Raw genomic sequence first — 17292 nt, 5'->3', positions numbered from 1 at the left:
CCCCGCGTCACCCGCGGTCACCGACGGCGCCGGCCACGAGCCGCAGCAGCCCGTCGACGACGAGGCCGGGCCGTTCCTGCGGCAGCATGTGCCCGGTGCGCTCGGCCCGGTGCAGGCGCGCCGCGGGCAGCGCCTCGGCGAGCTGGGCGCTGTGCCGCTCGGGCGTCAGCTTGTCGCTGTCGCCGACGAAGATCTCGACCGGGACCCGTGCGAGCGCCCCGAGCTCCGTCCGCTTGTCGTGATCGCCCAGGGCGGGCAGGAACTCGACGAAGGACCGCACCGTGGACGCGTGCATGATCCGCGCGCCCTCCAGGACCATCTCGTCGGTGGCGTCGGCGCCGTAGAGCAGGTCGCGGACCATCGTCCGGTGCCGCGGGTGGGTCGGCGGCAGGAGGTCGCGCAGCCGCTCGAGCAGGCCGGCCCCGGCGAGGGCCGCGGCCAGCACGCCGGGGCGCACCTTGGCCATGCGCCCGCCCGCCGACCGCGGGTCGGAGGCGAGGTCGCCGGCCGACGTCGACACCAGCGCGACGCCGCGCACCCGGCCGCCGAACAGCTCGGGCCGGGCGGCGGCCAGGCACATGATCGTCATGCCGCCCATGGAGTGCCCGCCCAGGACGACGGGCCCGGTGGGCACCAGCTGGTCGAGCACCTCGGCCAGGTCGGTGCCCAGCCGGTCGAGGGAGACGGGCGTCGCCGGGCGGGTGGGCGGCGGCCACGTGGAGCGGCCGTGCCCCCGCTGGTCGTAGCGCACCAGCCGCAGCGCGCCGTCGGCCACCGGGTCGGCCAGCAGCCCGGCGACGTCGTCCCAGGCGGCCTGCGACAGCGTCCAGCCGTGGGCGAGGACGAGGGTCACCGGCGCCTCGTCGGCGCCCTCGACGGTGGCGTGCAGGCGGGCGCCGTCGTCGGTCGCGACCGCCGCGGTGCGCCGGCGGACGGTGCGGATGAGCGTGCCGGTCACGCCGCCTCCTCCTCGCGGACGGGCGCGCCGGCCGGGACGCCGACGTAGTTCTCCCGGTCCAGCTCCTTGGTGAGCCTGCGGAACCGGAAGGTGAAGTCGGGCCAGAGCGTGGTGTTGTGCCCGTGCCGGTCCAGGTACCAGCTGGCGCAACCGCCGCCGAGCCACACCGTGCCGCGGGACTTCCGCGCGATGAGGTCGCGGTAGGCCTCCTGGGCCTGCGGCGTGGTCTCCAGGACCGCGAGGCCCTCGGCCGCCATGGTGCGCAGCGCATCGTCGACGTAGGCCACCTGCGACTCGATCATGTACACCATCGACGTGTGCCCGACGCCGACGTTCGGGCCGACCAGCAGGAACAGGTTGGGGAAGCCGGCGACGGTGGTGCTGCGGTTGCTCACCATGCCGTCGGCCCACACCTCGGCGAGGGACCGGCCGTCGCGGCCGCGGATCCGCTCCGCGATCGGCAGGTCGGTGACGTGGAAGCCGGTGGCCAGCACCAGGGTGTCGGTGGGGCGCTCGACGCCGTCGCGGGTCACGATCGAGCGCGGCCGGATCTCGGCGATGCCGGCGGTCACCAGCTCGGCGTTGGGGGCGCAGACCGCGGGGAAGTAGTCGTTGCTGATGAGGATCCGCTTGCAGCCGATGGTGTAGTCCGGCGTCAGCGCCGCGCGCAGCCTCGGGTCCCGGACCTGCCGCTCGAGGTGCGCCTTCGCGAGCCGGCCGACGGGCTTCAGGAACGCCCGCCGCTTGGCCATGCCGATGACGAGGAACTCGCGCAGGGCGTACAGCACCCCGCGGACGGCGCGCTGCAGGCCGGGGACCAGCCGGTACAGCCGGCGGGCCCACGGCCGGACCGGGTGGTCGGTGCGGGGGACGACCCACGCCGGCGTGCGCTGGTAGACCGCGATGCTCTCCACCTGCGGCTGGATCGCCGGCACGATCTGGATCGCCGAGGCGCCGGTGCCGATGACCGCGACCTTCTCCCCGCTGACGTCGTGCGAGGAGTCCCAGCGGGCCGAGTGCATGACGGTGCCCTCGAAGGTCTCCAGGCCCGGGATGTCGGGGTAGGTGGGGTCGGCGAGCGCCCCGGCGGCCGAGACGAGGACCTGGGCGCGGAACTCGCCGGCAGTGGTGGTGACCAGCCACCGGCGGGCGTCGTCGTCCCACCGGGCGGCGGTCACCTCGGCGCCGAAGACGCAGTGCGCCCGCACGCCGAACCGGTCCGCGGTGGCCTGCAGGTAGGCCTGGATCTCGGGCTGCTCGGAGTAGGAGCGCGGCCAGTCCGGGTTCGGCGCGAAGGAGTAGCTGTACAGGTGCGACTGCACGTCGCACGCCGCTCCCGGGTAGGTGTTGTCGCGCCAGGTGCCGCCGACGTCGTCGGCCCGCTCCAGGAGGACGAAGTCGGTCTCGCCGCGCTGCCGCAGCGTGATGCCCATGGCCAGGCCGGCGAAGCCGGACCCGATGACCGCCACCCGCACCTCGCGCGCGGCACCAGGGGCGGTCGTGGCGTGCGTCCGCATCGTGCTGGTCACCTCGGTCGGCTCCTTCCGTCGGCTTGCTGAGCAACGGTCAAGAAGCTACAACAGTCGTTGAGCAGTGCTCAACACGAGCGCGACGAGCTGAGGAGCAGCCCCATGGCGTCCCGACACCGCACCCCGCTGGCCGGGAAGTCCGTCCTGATCACCGGTGCCGCGCGGGGCATCGGCGCCGCGCTCGCCCGCAAGGCGGCCGCCCGCGGCGCGCGGGTCGCCCTCGTCGGCCTGGAGCCGGAGGAGCTCGCGCGGGTCGCCGACGAGCTGGGTCCCGAGCACCTGTGGGTGGAGGCCGACGTCACCGACGCCGACGCGCTGGCCGCGGCCGTGCGGCGCACCGTGGACACCTTCGGCGGGCTGGACGTCGTCGTCGCCAACGCGGGCATCGCGCCGCTCACCACGGTCATGACCAGCTCCGCCCACGCGCTGGCCCGCACCGTCGAGGTGAACCTGATCGGCACGATGCTGACCGCGCACGCGGCCCTGCCGGAGCTCGCGCAGCGCCGCGGCCACGTCCTGCTGATCAGCTCCGCCGCGGCGTTCACCGTCCTCCCCGGCATGAGCGCGTACTGCGCGTCGAAGGCCGGTGTGGAGCGCTTCGGCGACGCGCTCCGGCTGGAGGTGGCGCACCGGGGCATCACCGTGGCCAGCGCGCACCCGACGTGGATCGACACCGACATGGTCCGCGACACCGAGGCCGCGCTGCCCACCTTCGCCGCGACCCGCCGGGGGCTCCCCGGGCCGCTGGGCGCCTACACCTCGGTGGAGGCGTGCGCCGAGGCGCTCGTGGAGAACCTGGAGACGCGCCGCCGCCGGGTGTTCGTGCCGCGCTCGGTCGGCACCGTGGCGGCCCTGCGCCAGCTCGTCACCGGCGTCCTGGCCGAGAAGCTGGCGATGGCGGTCTCGGCGAAGCGTGTGCCGCAGCTCGAGCGGGACATCGCGGCGCTGGACGGCCGCGAGTTCGGGTCCCACTCCGTCGGAGGCCGGCCCACCGGCGCCGCGTAACCGGGACGCCGGCATCCGGCCGCCCCCCCCCTACGGTGGACGCCGTGCGCCGCTACTTCTACGACACCGAGTTCATCGAGGACGGCACCACCATCGACCTCGTCTCCATCGGCGTCGTGGACGAGTCCGGGCGGGAGTTCTACGCCGTCAGCACCGAGTTCGACCCGGGCAAGGCGATCCCGTGGGTGCGCCGCAACGTGCTCGACCAGCTGCCCCCTCCCGCGGACAGGGCGTGGCGCAGCCGGGAGCGCATCCGCGAGGACCTGCTCTCCTTCCTGACCGCGCCGGGGGAGGAGATCGAGCTCTGGGCCTGGTTCGCCGCCTACGACCACGTGGCCCTGTGCCAGCTGTGGGGCGCGATGCCGGCCCTGCCGCGGCCGATCCCGCGGCTCACCCGGGAGCTGCGCCAGCGCTGGGACGACCGCGGGCAGCCGCCGCTCCCGCCCAAGCCCCAGGGCACGCACGACGCGCTGGTCGACGCCCGGTACAACCTGGCGCGGTGGCGGGCGATCGAGTCGGCCGGGGGGTGACCTCGCACGCCGGCGAGGACCGGGCGGCCGAGGTGGTGGCGGAGGTCGGTGCCGCCGCCGCGCGCGAGCACGGGCTGCCCCCCGCTCTGCTGGACGGGTACCTGGCCACCCTGGTCGACGTCGCCGTGCAGGGCAGGTCCCTCACCCGGGACGAGGAGGCGCACTGCCGGTCCCTGGGTGCCGAGGCCGCGCGGCGGGGGGTCGGGTTGCCGGCGCTGGTGGACCTCTACATGAGCGCCTCGCGCCGGCTCTGGTCGCGTCTGCCGCAGCTGGTCGGGGACGTCCGCGGCCGGTCGCCGCGGTCGTCGGACCTGGTGGCGGTGGGTGAGTTCGTGTGGCGGGGCGCCGACACCGCCCTCGGCGCGCTGGCGGCCGGGCACGACGAGGCCCAGCGCGAGGTGGTCCGCCGGGAGGAGGCCTTCCGGCGCGAGTTCGTGGACGACCTGCTCACCGGCCGGTCGGAGGTCGGCTCCCTCGTGGAGCGCGCGGCCCGGCTGGGCATGGCCCTCACCGGCAGCCACACCGTGACGGTGGCGGCCACCGACCGGCCGACCGATTCGGGGATGCCCCTGACGAGGTGGCTCGAGGACGAGGCGCGGCTGCGGTTCGGCGACCGCGCCGTGCTCGTCACCGCCAAGGACGGCCGCCTGGTCAGCGTCCTGTCGTCCGGCGCCGCGGACGGCCCGGCGGAGGCCGACGGCCGCGAGCTGGCGGAGGCCGCCGGCCCGGCCGTGGCCCGGCTGACCCGGCGACCGGAGTGGCGCGTCGGGGTGGGGCGTTCGCACCCGGGTCCGCGCGGTGTGCCGCGCTCGTACCGGGAGGCGGTGGACGCCCTGGAGGTGGCCGAACGGCTCGGGCTGCCCGATCGCGTCGTCCATGCGCGGGACATGCTCGTCTACCGGGTCCTGCTACGGGACGAGGAGGCCATCTCCGACCTGGTCGGCACGGTGCTCGGACCGCTCACCGGGGCCCGCGGCGGGGCAGGGCCGCTCGTGGCGACGGTGGAGGCGTACTTCGCCGACGGGCGCAACGCGGCGTCGGCCGCCCGCCGCCTGCACCTGAGCGTGCGGGCGGTGACCTACCGCCTGCAGCGCGTCCGGGAACTCACCGGCTACGACCCCGGGGCTCCGGCGGACCAGCTCGCGCTCATGGTCGCGGTGACCGGGGCCCGGTTGCTCGACTGGCCCGCGACGCCGCTCGGCACCGCCTAGCAGGAGGAGTCGGGTTGCAGGGTCCCGGCAAGGACCGCGCCCGGTAGTCGTCCGGGCCGGGACCTGACGCGCCGGCGCGCACCCCGCCTAGCGTCGGCGCATGACACGGAGCACCCACCCGGTTCCCCGCTTCCGCGCCCCTTCCGCCGCCCTGCCACCCCGGCGTCCGGTGGTGGCGCGCCGGCGACGTCCGGCCGTGCCCGCGCACGAGCGACCGGTCCCGCGCGGGCACCTGGGGGAGCTCTTCCTGGAGGTGCGGCGGGACGGGCGGCAGCCGGTTGTCGCGGTCTCCGGGGAGCTGGACCTCGTCGGCCGGGAACTGCTCGAGGCCGTGCTGGCCCACGTCCGCTCCACCCACGACGGCGTGCTCGCCCTGGACCTGTCCGGGGTCACCTTCGCCAACTCGCACGGGCTGTCGCCGGCGCTGGACGGTGACGTGGTCCTGGTGGCCGCGTCACCGCCGGTGCGCCGGCTGCTCCGGCTCATGGGCCACCCCACCGACCGGACGGAGTTCTGATGCTCTCGCTGCTCTGGCTGCTCGTCGTCGGCCTGGTCGCCGGCTTCCTCGCTCGTGCGCTCGTGCCCGGCAAGGACTCGATGAGCCTGGTCGGCACCCTGCTGCTCGGGGTGTCCGGCTCGATCGTGGGCGGCCTCCTCCTCGGCCTGCTCTTCGGTGGCTTCCGCGACCGGGGCTTCGGCCCGGCGGGGATCATCGGGGCGGTCATCGGGGCGGTGATCGTGCTGGTCGTCTACAACCGGATCTCCGCACGGCGGGGATCCGGCACGGACGCACGCGGCGTGGCCTGATCCACGGTCATGGGCACGGCCGCGCCGCTCCCGCCGGAACCGCCACCGACCCCGGCCTCCGCAGGCGCGCTCCTCCCGTCGACGGCCTGGCGACGCGCGCTGTGGCGGAGGGCGGTGCGCTGGGGCCGGGTGCTGGTGATCGCGTCGTTGCTGGGCCCGGCGCTCGTCGGCGCCCTGGTCGCGCCCTGGCAGGTGACGCTCGTGCACGGCCCGACCCTGGGGCTGCTCCTCGGCGGGACGTTGGCGCTCGCGGACGGGGGCTTCCCCCGCGAGGCGGCGTCCCGCCGGCTCGTCCTCCGGGCCGCGGGGGCAGGGATCCTGCTCGTGCCGTTCGGAGCGGCCCTGCCGGTCCTTGGCTCCCTGGGCGGGTTGGTCGTGCTCGTGCTGCTCGTCGTCGGCTCCCTGGTGGCGGCCGACCGGCTGGCCGAGGACGCCGCGGCCGAGGTCGGCGCGGCCGCCGGGGTCGCGGACGTCCTGCCCGTGCTCCCCACGGCCGAACTGGCCGACCGGTGGGTGGAGACCGAGGAGATCCTCCGGTCCGGGCAGCACCGCGACCGGGTCGTCGAGGTGCGTGCCCTGCTGCTCGACGAGCTGAGCCGCAGGGACCCGGAGGGGGTCGCGGCGTGGGTGGCCGCGGGAGGCCGGTCGCCGCGGCCCTACCTGAGGGCCGACCGCGACGGAGCCGGCTGACCGGAGGCCCACCAGCGGCCGAGGCCCTCCCCGGAGGAGTTCCGGGGAGGGCCTCGTCGGGCGCGGGCGGCGATCAGACGGTGAAGGCCGCCAGCAGCCGGTTGAGCTCCTTGGAGAGCCCGTCGAGCTCCCGCGCCGCGGAACGGGCCCGCTCGACGTCGGTGGCGCTGTCGTCGGCGTCGCGGCTCACCGAGGTGAGCGTGGTGGTGACGGCGCCGGCGCCCTCGGCAGCGGTGGCGACGCTGCGGCTCAGCTCGCGGGTGGTCGCCGTCTGCTCCTCGACCGCGCTGGCGATCGTCGTCTGGTGGTCGTTGATCGCCCGGACGACGTCGGCGATCCGCGAGATCGACCGCACCGCCTCGGTGGTCTCGGACTGGATGCCCTGCACCCGCTGGGCGATCTCCTCGCTGGCCTTGGCCGCCTCCTGGGCGAGGTCCTTGACCTCGTTGGCCACGACGGCGAAGCCCTTGCCCGCGTCACCGGCGCGCGCCGCCTCGATGGTGGCGTTGAGGGCCAGCAGGTTGGTCTGCTCGGCCACCCCCGAGATCACCTTCACGACGTCACCGATCTCCGCGGAGCTGGCCCCGAGCGCGGCGATCGTCGTCTCGGTCTGCTCGGCGAGCGCGGCCGCCTGACGCCCGACCTCCGCGGCCTCGGCGGCGCTGCGGGCGATCTCGGTGATCGAGGCGCCCATCTCCTCGGCGCCGGCCGCGGCGGAGGAGACGCTGCTGCTGATCTCCGACGCGACGCCGTGCGCCCCCTGGGCCTGGTCGCGGCTGCGGGCGGCCCGCTGGGCCAGGCCGTCGGCCACCGCGGACACCCCGGCCGCGGAGGCGGCGACCTCCTGCGCGCAGCGGTGGATGTCGCGCACCGTGCCGGCGACCTTGTCGACGAAGCGGTTGAAGGCGCCGGAGAGCTGCCCGACCTCGTCGTCGCGGGAGTCGTCCATCCGCTGGGTCAGGTCGCCCTCCCCGTCGGCGATCTCGGCCATCCGGTCGCGCAGGTGGGTCAGCGGCCGGGTCAGCCGGTGGCCGACCCACCGGGCGAGCACCCCGCCCAGCACGGCGATCACCAGGGCGGCGACGACCATGGCCCACACCATCGACGAGCGGCCGGACTCCAGGGACTCCTCGGCGCCGGCGAAGTCGGCGTCGCGCGCGACGGTGGCGATGACCCAGTCCCAGGGGGCGTAGTAGGACACCCGGACGGTGGTCGGGCCGGCCTCGGGGTCGTCGTAGCGGACGGTCGCCTGCTCGCCGTCCTGGAGCGGCAGCGCGGCGTCGACGATCTGCTGCACGTAGGGAACGCCGTCGGCGTCCGTGGCGTCGAGCAGCTGTTCGCCGTCGCGGCTGCCGTCCGGGCTGATCAGGACCGTGCCGGCGCGGTCGCCGGTGCCGCCGTAGACCTCGACGTGGCCGTTCTCGCCGATGGTGGTGGCCTGCAGCCCCTCGCGGAGCGCGGGCAGGTTCTCCTGCTTCACCCCGACGTAGAGCACCCCGACCACGTCGCCCGCGGGCCCGAGGATCGGCTCGTAGGCCGACACCAGCCAGGAGTCGACGACGAAGGCGTTGCCGCGGTAGGTCTGCCCGCCGCTGACCGCCGCCGCGACCGGGTTGGGCTTGCCGTCGGGGTTCACCGCCGGGATGTAGGTGCCGATGGCGCGCGTGCCGGTGGCGGTCTGGACGTTCGTCGCCACCCGCAGGAAGTCGCCGGAGGGCGTCTTCTGGAAGATCGTGACGGTGGCGCCGACCATCTCCTTGATGGTGTCGACCACAGGCGTGGGGACGGCGGCGTCGCTGTTCTTCCCCAGCCACTGACCCCCGACCAGCACGCGGGGCAGGGCGACGGGGGTGACCTCGCCGTTCATCTGGTTCTTGGCGTCCCAGGCGACCAGCCCGCGGCCGGAGTCGTCGACGGCGAAGCCGCCGGACTGCTGCAGGACGTAGCGGGCGGTGGCCAGGTCCGAGTCGACCTTGGCGGCGGTCGAGGCGCCCTGGGTGGCGACGACGTCGTAGGTCCCGCGGGCCGCGCGGCTGATGTCCTCCTCGACGAGGGCGTCCATGTCACGGGCGGCGTCGTCGGCGAAGCGGCTGCTCTGCCAGGCGCTCACGCCACCCATGGCCACCCCGGTCACGGCCACGCTGGCCACCGCCAGCGCCACCACCTTGGTGCGGATGCCCCAGCCGGACGGCGTCGTCCAGGCGGGGAGGGAGGTCCAGCGCATCGTCGGCCTTCCGGGTCACGGCAGCGACCCGGTGTCGCTGCCAGGAGCTGTCTCGGCAGGTGACGGCCGGCCCGGTACCGGAGCGGGCCGGGTGGGACGGATCGTGACCTGCGGGTGACCGGGTGGGGCGCGATCCGGCGACCCGCCGCAGCCGGGGACGACGGCGGTGCGCGAAAGGCTGGACGGGGCGGTGACCTGCGGCATCATGTGCGGCACACCCGGGTGCCGCCCGGCCGGTTCCGCGGAGGGACGCATGCGCATCGGCATCCTGACCGGCGGCGGTGACTGCCCCGGCCTCAACGCGGTGATCCGTGCGGTCGTGCGCAAGGGCGTCGGCGAGCTCGGCGACGAGGTGATCGGCTTCCGGGACGGCTGGCGCGGCCTGCTGGAGGACGACGGCGTCCCGCTGGACCTGGCGTCGGTCCGCGGCCTGCTGCCGCGGGGCGGAACCATCCTGGGCACGTCCCGCACCAACCCCTACGCCGTCGAGGGCGGTCCCGAGCGGGTGCTGGACACGCTGCGGCGCTCCGGGATCGACGCCCTCGTGCCCATCGGCGGGGAGGACACCCTCGGCGTCGCCGGCCGCCTGGCCGCGACCGGGCGGGTGCGCGTGGTCGGCGTGCCCAAGACCATCGACAACGACCTCGACGCCACCGACTACACCTTCGGGTTCGACACCGCCGTCGGCGTCGCGATGGAGGCGATCGACCGGTTGCACACCACCGGCGACAGCCACCACCGCGCCCTGGTCGTCGAGGTGATGGGCCGGCACGCCGGGTGGATCGCGCTGCACGCCGGCATGGCCGGTGGGGCCACGGTGATCCTCATCCCCGAGCACCCCTTCGACGTGGAGGCGGTCCTCGACCACGTGCGGCACCGGTTCGACTCGGGCTACTCGCCGATCATCGTCGTCTCGGAGGGGGCGCAGCCCAAGGACGGCGGCATGGTGGTCGCCACGGGGGAGAAGGACGCCTTCGGCCACGTGCGCCTGGGCGGGGTGGGCCCGGCGCTGGCCGCGCTGCTCGAGGAGCGGACCGGGCGGGAGGCCCGCGCCGTCGTCCTTGGGCACGTCCAGCGCGGCGGCACCCCGTCGCCGTTCGACCGGGTGCTCGCGACGCGGTTCGGCCTGGCCGCGGTGTCGGCGGTGCACGCGGGGGAGACCGGGATCATGGTGGCCCTGCGGGGCACGGACATCGTCCGCGTCTCGCTGGGGGAGGCGACCGCGCAGCTCAAGCTGGTGCCCGCCGAGCGGTACGCGGAGGCCGAGGTCTTCTTCGGCTGAGACCCCCCGAAGTGCGGAACCGGCGACACGGCATCTGGTGGCAGCGGGTGTCCGCCGTACTCTCGGGGGCGTGAGCCTCCCCGAACCTGCCGAGCTGGTACCCGGTCTGGACCGGTGGCGGGAGCTGCCCGCCGCCCAGCAGCCGCGGTGGCCCGACCGCGCGGCCCTGGACGCCGTGCTGGAGACCCTGTCCACCGTGCCGCCGATCGTCGCCCCGAGCGAGGTCGACACGCTGCGCGCGCAGCTGGCCGACGTCGCCCAGGGCAAGGCGTTCCTGCTCCAGGGCGGCGACTGCGCGGAGACCTTCGACCTCAACACCGAGCCGCACCTGCAGGCCACCACGCGCACGATGCTGCAGATGGCCGTGGTCCTCACCTACGGGGCGAGCGTGCCCGTGGTCAAGGTGGGCCGGGTGGCCGGCCAGTACGCCAAGCCGCGCTCGTCGGACACCGACGCCCTCGGCCTGCCGTCCTACCGCGGCGACATGGTCAACTCGCTGGAGCCGGTCCTCGAGAAGCGGATCCCCGACCCGAACCGGCTGGTGCGGGCCTACGCCAACTCCGCCGCGGCCATGAACATGATCCGGGCCTACGCCCGCGGCGGCCTGGCCGATCTGCACGCCGTGCACGACTGGAACCGCGACTTCGTGGCCAACTCGCCGGCCGGCGTGCGGTACGAGGTCATCGCCCGCGAGATCGACCGGGCGCTGGCGTTCATGCGCGCCTGCGGCATCGACTCCGACGCCCTGCGCGGGGTGGAGCTGTTCAACTCGCACGAGGCGCTGATCCTCGACTACGAGCGGGCGCTGCTCCGCATGCACGAGGGCCGCCCGTACGCATTGAGCGCGCACTTCGTCTGGGTGGGGGAGCGCACCCGCCAGATGGACGGCGCGCACATCGAGTTCGCCTCCAAGCTGGCCAACCCGATCGGCGTGAAGATCGGCCCGACGACGACGCCGGAGCAGGCCACCGAGCTGGTCGAGCGCCTCGACCCCGACGGCATCCCCGGCAAGCTGACGCTGATCAGCCGCATGGGCAACGGCAAGATCCGCGACGTCCTCCCGGGCATCGTGGAGAAGGTGACCGCGAGCGGCCACCAGGTGGTGTGGCAGTGCGACCCGATGCACGGCAACACCCACGAGTCGCCGACCGGCTACAAGACCCGCCACTTCGACCGCGTCGTCGACGAGGCGCTCGGCTTCTTCGACGTGCACCGGGCGCTGGGCACCTGGCCCGGGGGCATCCACGTCGAGCTCACCGGTGAGGACGTCACCGAGTGCCTGGGCGGCGCGATGGAGATCAGCGACGAGGACCTCGACAGCCGGTACGAGACGGCGTGCGACCCACGGCTGAACACCGGGCAGTCCCTGGAGCTGGCGTTCCTGGTCGCGGAGATGCTGCGTGGCTGAAGGACCCCCTGCCCCCCACCGCTCGCAGGCTCGCGGCGGGCCCCTGCAGGGGGCCATAGACCTCCGGTCCGACACGGTCACGAAGCCGACCCCGGGCATGCGGCGGGCGATGGCCGAGGCCGAGGTCGGCGACGACGTCTACGCCGAGGACCCGTCGGTCACCGCGCTCGAGGAGCGGGTGGCGGAGCTATTCGGGCACGAGGCCGCGCTCTTCGTGCCCAGCGGGACCATGGGCAACCAGATCGGGATGCGTCTGGTCTGCGAGCCGGGGCAGGAGGTCCTCTGCGACGCCGACGCCCACGTCGTCACGTACGAGATGGGCGCCGCGGCGGCGATCTTCGGGATCTCCACGCGCACCGTGGTGTCGGCCGGCGGGCGGCTGGACGCCCGGCAGCTCGTCGAGCAGGTCCGGCCGCAGGACAACTGGCACCTCACGGCCACCGCGGCGATCGCCGTCGAGAACTCGCACAACCGCGGCGGCGGGCTCGTGCAGCCGCTGGACCAGCTGCAGGAGCTCTGGGACTGGTCGCGGTCGGCGGGTGTGGCGGTGCACCTCGACGGGGCGCGGATCTGGAACGCGCACGTGGCGTCCGGGGTGCCGCTGTCCACCTACGGCGGGCTCGCCGACACCGCGTCGGTCTGCTTCTCCAAGGGCCTCGGGACGCCCGTCGGCTCGGTGCTGGTGGCGTCGGCGGAGCGGATCGCGACCGCGCGGCTCTGGCGCAAGCGGCTCGGCGGCGGCATGCGGCAGGTCGGCGTCCTGGCGGCGGCCTGCACCTACGCGCTCGACCACCACCTGCCCCGGCTGCGGGAGGACCACGACCACGCCCAACTCCTGGCCAAGCGGCTCGGCGTCGACCCGGCGTCGGTGGAGACCAACATGGTGGTGCTGGACGACGTCGAGGCGCCGATGCTCGCCGAGGCGGCGAAGGCCGAGGGCGTGCTGGTCAGCCAGGTCAGCGCCCGCAGGGTCCGGCTCGTCACCCACCTGGACGTCGACCGGGCCGCCGTCGAGCGCGCCGCCGACGTCCTCGCCGAGCTGCTCGACCGCTAGCCGGCCTCCGCGCCGGCACCCCGCTGCACGAGCGGCGTCGCGGCCGCTCAGGCCGCGTGCGCAGATCTCGCCAGGTCAGGCGGCGGGCGGGTCGCCGATCAGGCTGTTCAGCAGCTTGATGTCCGCGGCGTGGCCGCCGCAGGGGTCGCCGTCCCGCAGGCTCGGGGTCTCCACGACCATGGGCACCCCCGCCGTCGTGCGGTGCCGCACCAGCTCCGCGAACGGGCCGGTGCCGTAGGCGCCGGAGCCGATCAGGCCCTCCCCGATGGTCGTGTGCCGGTCGCGCTTGGACCCGCAGGTGTCCAGCGAGTCGTTCACGTGCACCAGGCCGAGCCGGCCGGGGCCGACGGTCGCCTCGAGCGCGTCGAGGGTCGCCGACATGCCACCCGGGACGGCGAGGTCGTGCCCGGCCGCCCAGGCGTGGCAGGTGTCGAAGCAGACGCCGACCAGCGGGTGGTGCTCCAGCGCGGCGAAGTACGGGCCCAGGTCCTCGACGGTGGCGGCCAGCGCCTTGCCGCCACCGGCCGTCGGCTCGACCAGCAGCCGCGGCCCGTCGGGGTCGGCGGCCTCGAGCGCCGGCAGCAGCTGCTCGTGCAGCTGGCGCAGCGCCGGCTCGTAGCGGTCCTCGCCCACCGCGGACCCGGCGTGCACCACGACGCCCTGGCAGCCCAGCTGCGCCCCGCGCCGGAGGTTGTGCGCGATCGACGCGATCGACTGGCTCACGGTGGCCTCGGTCGGGGAGCCGACGTTGACCAGGAACGGCGTGTGGATGAACGACGGCACTCCGCGCTCGGCGCAGCCGGCGGTGAACAGCGCGTCCTGCTTCGCGTCCCCGTCGGTCAGCTTCCAGCCGCGCGGGTTGCCCACGAACACCTGCACGGCGCGGGCGCCGACGGCGTCGGTGTAGGGCAGGCCGCCCTTGGCGAGGCCGCCCTTGATCTGGATGTGCGCGCCGATCGGCGGCACACCGGGGGGAACGTCCGACACGGGCCTATCCGAAGGAGAGCAGGATCGTCACGGGGGTGCCGCGCTCGACGCTCTCGCCGGCCGCGGGGCTCTGCCGCAGCACCCGGTTGCCGAAGAAGCGCGTGGCCTCGACCTCGAGGCCCGCCTGCCGCAGGATCGACTCGGCCTCGTCGCCGCTCCGGCCCACGACGTCGGGCACGGTGACGAGCGGGACACCGGCCGAGACCTGGATGCGCACGGTGCTGCCGTAGGCGACCGGGCCGGCGCCGGGGCCCGGCTCGACCGCCATGACCTCGCCCTCGTCGACCTGGTCGCTGCGCCCGTCCTCGCCGCGCTGGACCACGAAGCCCAGCGCCTCGAGGTTCGACGTCGCCTGCTCCGGGGTCTGCCCGGTGACGTCCGGGACGGCGACCGGCGCCCGGCCCTGGCTCACCACGACCGTCACCACCTGGTCACGCTTGAGCGCGGTGCCGGCGGGCGGGTCGAAGGCGACGACGTGGCCCGCGGGCACCTGGTCGTCGAACGCCTGACCCCGGGTGAGCTGGATGGGCAGGTCGGCCTGCAGGCGCGCCTCCACGTCGTCGACGGGCAGGCCGACGAGCTCGGGCGCCACGGTGTAGCGCTCGAGGCCCTTGGAGACGACGACGCGGACGTCGGTGCCGCGGATGACCTCGCCCGAGGCCGGATCGGTGGAGATCACGACGCCCGCGGGCACCGTCTCGCTCCACTCCTGCACCACCGGGTCGGGGTCGAGGCCGGCGTCCTGCAGCAGGTCGATGGCCGCGCTCTCCTGCTTGCCGGTCAGCGCGGGGACGTCGGTCCAGCGCCCGGAGCCGAGCCACCAGCCGACCGCGCCCACCGTGATCGCCATGAGCAGGACGACGGCGATCAGCAGCCGGGCGCGGCGCCGGCGGACGTGGTCGGGCACGCCGGGGCGCGGCCGGGCCGGGCCGGGACGGCGGCCGTGCACGTCGGTCGTGGGCCCGGCGCCCATCCCGGGCAGCATGCTGGTGCGCCCCGACCGGGCCGCGCGGTCGGGGAGCACGGCGGTGCCGGGGTTGCTCGGGTGGCCGGGGCGGGGGCGGGTCGACCGGTTGGTCGGCCGCAGCGTGCCGGGGCCGGCGCTCTGGCCGGTGGGCACCGGGACCGGCTCGATGCCGAGGTCGGTGCGGACGTCGGTGAGCTCGGCGAGGAACGCCCCGGCGTCCAGCGGGCGGCCGGCGGGGTCGCGGCGGGTGGTGCGGGCCACCAGTTCGTCGACCTGCCACGGCAGGCCGGGGACCTCGGCCGAGGGGGCGGGGACGTCGTGGTGCACGTGCTGGTAGGCGACCGCGAGCGGGGTGTCCCCGCCGAAGGGCGGGTGCCCGGTGAGCATCTCGTAGAGCACGATCCCGGCGGCGTAGATGTCGCTGCGCGCGTCGGCGCGGCCGCGCTCGAGCTGTTCCGGGGAGAGGTAGGCGACGGTGCCGATGAGCACCCCGCCGGTCTGGCTGGTCTGCCCGGTGCCGACGACGGCGCGGGCCAGGCCGAAGTCGGCCACCTTCACCACGCCGTCGACGCCGATCAGCACGTTCTCGGGCTTGATGTCCCGGTGCACGATGCCGGCGCGGTGGGCGGCGGTGAGCCCGGCGAGCACGGGCTCGAGGACGGCGAACGCCTCGCCGACGGTGAGCCGCCCGCGGGCGCTGAGCAGGTCGCGCAGCGTCCGGCCGCGCACCAGCTCCATGACGAGGAAGACCAGGCCCTGGTCGCTGCCCTGGTCGCTGACGCCCACGACGTTGGGGTGGCTGAGCATCGCCGCGGCCCGCGCCTCGCGGGTGAACCGGTCGACGAAGGTCGGGTCGTGCGCCAGGTGCTCGGCCATCACCTTGACGGCGACGGTCTTGTGCAGCCGGAGGTCGGTGGCCGCGTAGACGGTGGACATGCCACCCCGTGCCACCCGCTCCTCGAGGCGGTAGCGCCCCTCGAGAACGAGGCCGACCACGGGGTCGGTCACGGCGGTGTCCACACGGCCGAGTGTAGGAGCGCCCAGGGCGCTGGTCGCTCCACGACGCGGCGAAGGGTATCGACGGGGCGCCTGTGACGCATGTAGTCCCTCACGTCGGGGACCCCGTCCTCCTCACCGCGCGCACGGTGGCGGTGAGGAGGACGGGCCCTCTCACGCCAGCTCGAGGCCCGGGTAGAGCGGGTGCGCCGCGAGCAGCTCGGAGGCGGCCGCGCGGGTGCGCTCGGCGACGCCGTCGGCGACCACGTACTTCGCCTGCGAGGCGCGGCCGTCGCGGGTCGCGGTCGGGGTCGTGGCCGAGAGCACGTCGACGATCAGCTCCGCCGTCCGGTCGAACTCGTCGGCGCCGAAGCCGCGGCTGGTGAGCGCCGGGGTGCCCAGCCGGATGCCGGAGGTGTACCAGGCGCCGTTCGGGTCGGCCGGGACGGCGTTGCGGTTGGTGACGATGCCGGCGTCCAGCAGGGCGGACTCCGCCTGGCGGCCGGTGAGCCCGAAGTCGGTGACGTCGACCAGCACCAGGTGGTTGTCGGTGCCGCCGGTGACCAGCCGGGCGCCGCGCGCGGTCAGGCCCTCGGCGAGGCACTGGGCATTGTCGGCCACCGCCTGGGCGTAGCCGGCGAACTCCGGACGCCGGGCCTCGGCGAACGCCACCGCCTTGGCGGCCATGACGTGGGGGAGGGGCCCGCCGAGCACCATCGGGCAGCCCCGGTCGACGGCGTCGGCGAACTCGGGCTGGGCGAGCACGAACCCGCCGCGCGGGCCGCGCAGGGACTTGTGGCTGGTGCTGGTGACGATGTGCGCGTGCGGGACCGGGTCGAAGTCACCGGTCAGCACCTTGCCCGCGACGAGGCCGGCGAAGTGGGCCATGTCGACGACCAGGGTGGCGCCGACCTCGTCGGCGATCTCGCGCATCGCGGCGAAGTCCACCCGCCGCGGGTAGGCGGAGTAGCCGGCGACGAGGACGAGCGGGCGGAACTCGCGGGCCCGGGCGCGGACGGCGGCGTAGTCGAGCAGCCCCGTGGCGGGATCGGTGCCGTAGGACGACTGCTCGAACATCTTGCCGCTGATGTTGGGGCGGAACCCGTGGGTCAGGTGGCCGCCGGCGTCCAGCGACATGCCGAGCATCCGCTGGTCGCCCAGCGCGCGGCGCAGCGTCGCCCAGTCGGCGTCGGTGAGGTCGTTGACGTGCCGGGCGCCGGCCTGCTGCAGCACGGGCAGCTCGACCCGCTGCGCGAGCACCGCCCAGAAGGCGACGAGGTTGGCGTCGATGCCCGAGTGCGGCTGCACGTAGGCGTAGGGCGCGCCGAACAGCTCGCGGGCGTGCTCGGCGGCGAGCGCCTCGACGGTGTCGACGTTCTGGCAGCCGGCGTAGAACCGGTGCCCGACCGTGCCCTCGGCGTACTTGTCGCTGAACCAGTTGCCCATGGTGAGCAGCACGGCGGGACTGGCGTAGTTCTCGCTGGCGATGAGCTTCAGCGAGCCGCGCTGGTCGGTCAGCTCCTGGCTGATCGCGTCGGCGACCCGCGGCTCGACGGCGCCGATCACCTCGAGGGCGCTGCGGTAGGCGGCCGAGGCGGCCGTGCCGTCGAAGGCGTGGGTGGTGCGGGGGGCGGTGGTCATGGG

The 17292-nt window shown here is 75.0% G+C and carries 15 protein-coding genes; 9 read left to right on the top strand and 6 right to left on the bottom strand.

The genetic code is table 11. The features are described 5' to 3' along the window. Positions 1-7: 7 nt before the first annotated feature. Positions 8-958, bottom strand: coding sequence for an alpha/beta fold hydrolase (locus ACI79P_RS10295; RefSeq protein ID WP_456580950.1), 951 nt, complete (start codon positions 956-958; stop codon positions 8-10). Continuing rightward, positions 955-2487 carry a flavin-containing monooxygenase gene (locus ACI79P_RS10290; protein WP_456580949.1) on the bottom strand — a complete coding sequence of 511 codons (1533 nt, stop codon included), beginning with the start codon at positions 2485-2487 and terminating at the stop codon, positions 955-957. The genes ACI79P_RS10295 and ACI79P_RS10290 overlap by 4 nt, the downstream gene beginning before the upstream one ends. Positions 2488-2589: 102 nt before the next feature. Here ACI79P_RS10290 and ACI79P_RS10285 point away from each other — a divergent pair, with 102 nt between their 5' ends. The 6 genes from ACI79P_RS10285 to ACI79P_RS10260 all read left to right on the top strand — a co-directional run bounded on the left by ACI79P_RS10285 (position 2590) and on the right by ACI79P_RS10260 (position 6730). Further along, positions 2590-3492, top strand: coding sequence for an SDR family oxidoreductase (locus ACI79P_RS10285; protein ID WP_456580948.1), 903 nt, complete (start codon positions 2590-2592; stop codon positions 3490-3492). Between the two features lie 44 nt (positions 3493-3536). Continuing rightward, the gene (locus ACI79P_RS10280) at positions 3537-4022 is read left to right on the top strand and encodes a polyadenylate-specific 3'-exoribonuclease AS (protein ID WP_456580947.1); all 486 of its coding nucleotides are present in this window, start codon (positions 3537-3539) and stop codon (positions 4020-4022) included. Beyond that, positions 3992-5233, top strand: coding sequence for a PucR family transcriptional regulator (locus ACI79P_RS10275; protein ID WP_456580946.1), 1242 nt, complete (start codon positions 3992-3994; stop codon positions 5231-5233). The genes ACI79P_RS10280 and ACI79P_RS10275 overlap by 31 nt, the downstream gene beginning before the upstream one ends. 100 nt (positions 5234-5333) lie before the next feature. Next, complete coding sequence (locus ACI79P_RS10270; protein WP_456580945.1) at positions 5334-5750, top strand: STAS domain-containing protein; 417 nt, start codon at positions 5334-5336, stop codon at positions 5748-5750. After that, positions 5750-6040, top strand: a complete 291-nt coding sequence (locus ACI79P_RS10265) for a GlsB/YeaQ/YmgE family stress response membrane protein (RefSeq protein ID WP_456580944.1) — start codon at positions 5750-5752, stop codon at positions 6038-6040. The genes ACI79P_RS10270 and ACI79P_RS10265 overlap by 1 nt, the downstream gene beginning before the upstream one ends. Before the next feature lie 114 nt (positions 6041-6154). Beyond that, positions 6155-6730, top strand: coding sequence for a hypothetical protein (locus ACI79P_RS10260; protein ID WP_456580943.1), 576 nt, complete (start codon positions 6155-6157; stop codon positions 6728-6730). 73 nt (positions 6731-6803) lie between these two features. Here ACI79P_RS10260 and ACI79P_RS10255 read toward each other — a convergent pair whose 3' ends face one another. After that, positions 6804-8954 carry a methyl-accepting chemotaxis protein gene (locus ACI79P_RS10255; RefSeq protein ID WP_456580942.1) on the bottom strand — a complete coding sequence of 717 codons (2151 nt, stop codon included), beginning with the start codon at positions 8952-8954 and terminating at the stop codon, positions 6804-6806. Positions 8955-9207: 253 nt separating this feature from the next. On the opposite strand from ACI79P_RS10255, the gene ACI79P_RS10250 reads away from it, so the two are divergent. From ACI79P_RS10250 to ACI79P_RS10240, 3 genes are all read left to right on the top strand, one after another. After that, complete coding sequence (locus ACI79P_RS10250) at positions 9208-10236, top strand: 6-phosphofructokinase (protein WP_456580941.1); 1029 nt, start codon at positions 9208-9210, stop codon at positions 10234-10236. 70 nt (positions 10237-10306) lie between these two features. Beyond that, complete coding sequence (locus tag ACI79P_RS10245) at positions 10307-11644, top strand: class II 3-deoxy-7-phosphoheptulonate synthase (RefSeq protein WP_456580940.1); 1338 nt, start codon at positions 10307-10309, stop codon at positions 11642-11644. Then, positions 11637-12698, top strand: coding sequence for a threonine aldolase family protein (locus ACI79P_RS10240; RefSeq protein ID WP_456580939.1), 1062 nt, complete (start codon positions 11637-11639; stop codon positions 12696-12698). The genes ACI79P_RS10245 and ACI79P_RS10240 overlap by 8 nt, the downstream gene beginning before the upstream one ends. Before the next feature lie 75 nt (positions 12699-12773). On the opposite strand, the gene ACI79P_RS10235 is transcribed toward ACI79P_RS10240, so the two are convergent. The 3 genes from ACI79P_RS10235 to ACI79P_RS10225 all read right to left on the bottom strand — a co-directional run bounded on the left by ACI79P_RS10235 (position 12774) and on the right by ACI79P_RS10225 (position 17289). Beyond that, positions 12774-13685: a deoxyribonuclease IV gene (locus tag ACI79P_RS10235; protein WP_456580938.1), complete on the bottom strand. Its 912-nt coding sequence runs from the start codon at positions 13683-13685 to the stop codon at positions 12774-12776. A gap of 4 nt (positions 13686-13689) precedes the next feature. After that, positions 13690-15672, bottom strand: a complete 1983-nt coding sequence (gene pknB / locus ACI79P_RS10230; protein ID WP_456580937.1) for a Stk1 family PASTA domain-containing Ser/Thr kinase — start codon at positions 15670-15672, stop codon at positions 13690-13692. A 150-nt stretch (positions 15673-15822) separates the two neighbouring features. After that, positions 15823-17289 (bottom strand): glycine hydroxymethyltransferase, encoded by a 1467-nt coding sequence (locus ACI79P_RS10225; protein WP_456580936.1) that lies wholly within the window; start codon positions 17287-17289, stop codon positions 15823-15825. Positions 17290-17292 lie beyond the last annotated feature (3 nt).

This window comes from Blastococcus sp. SYSU DS0510 (assembly GCF_054050835.1).
This window is presented reverse-complemented; position numbering and strand designations above follow the sequence as displayed.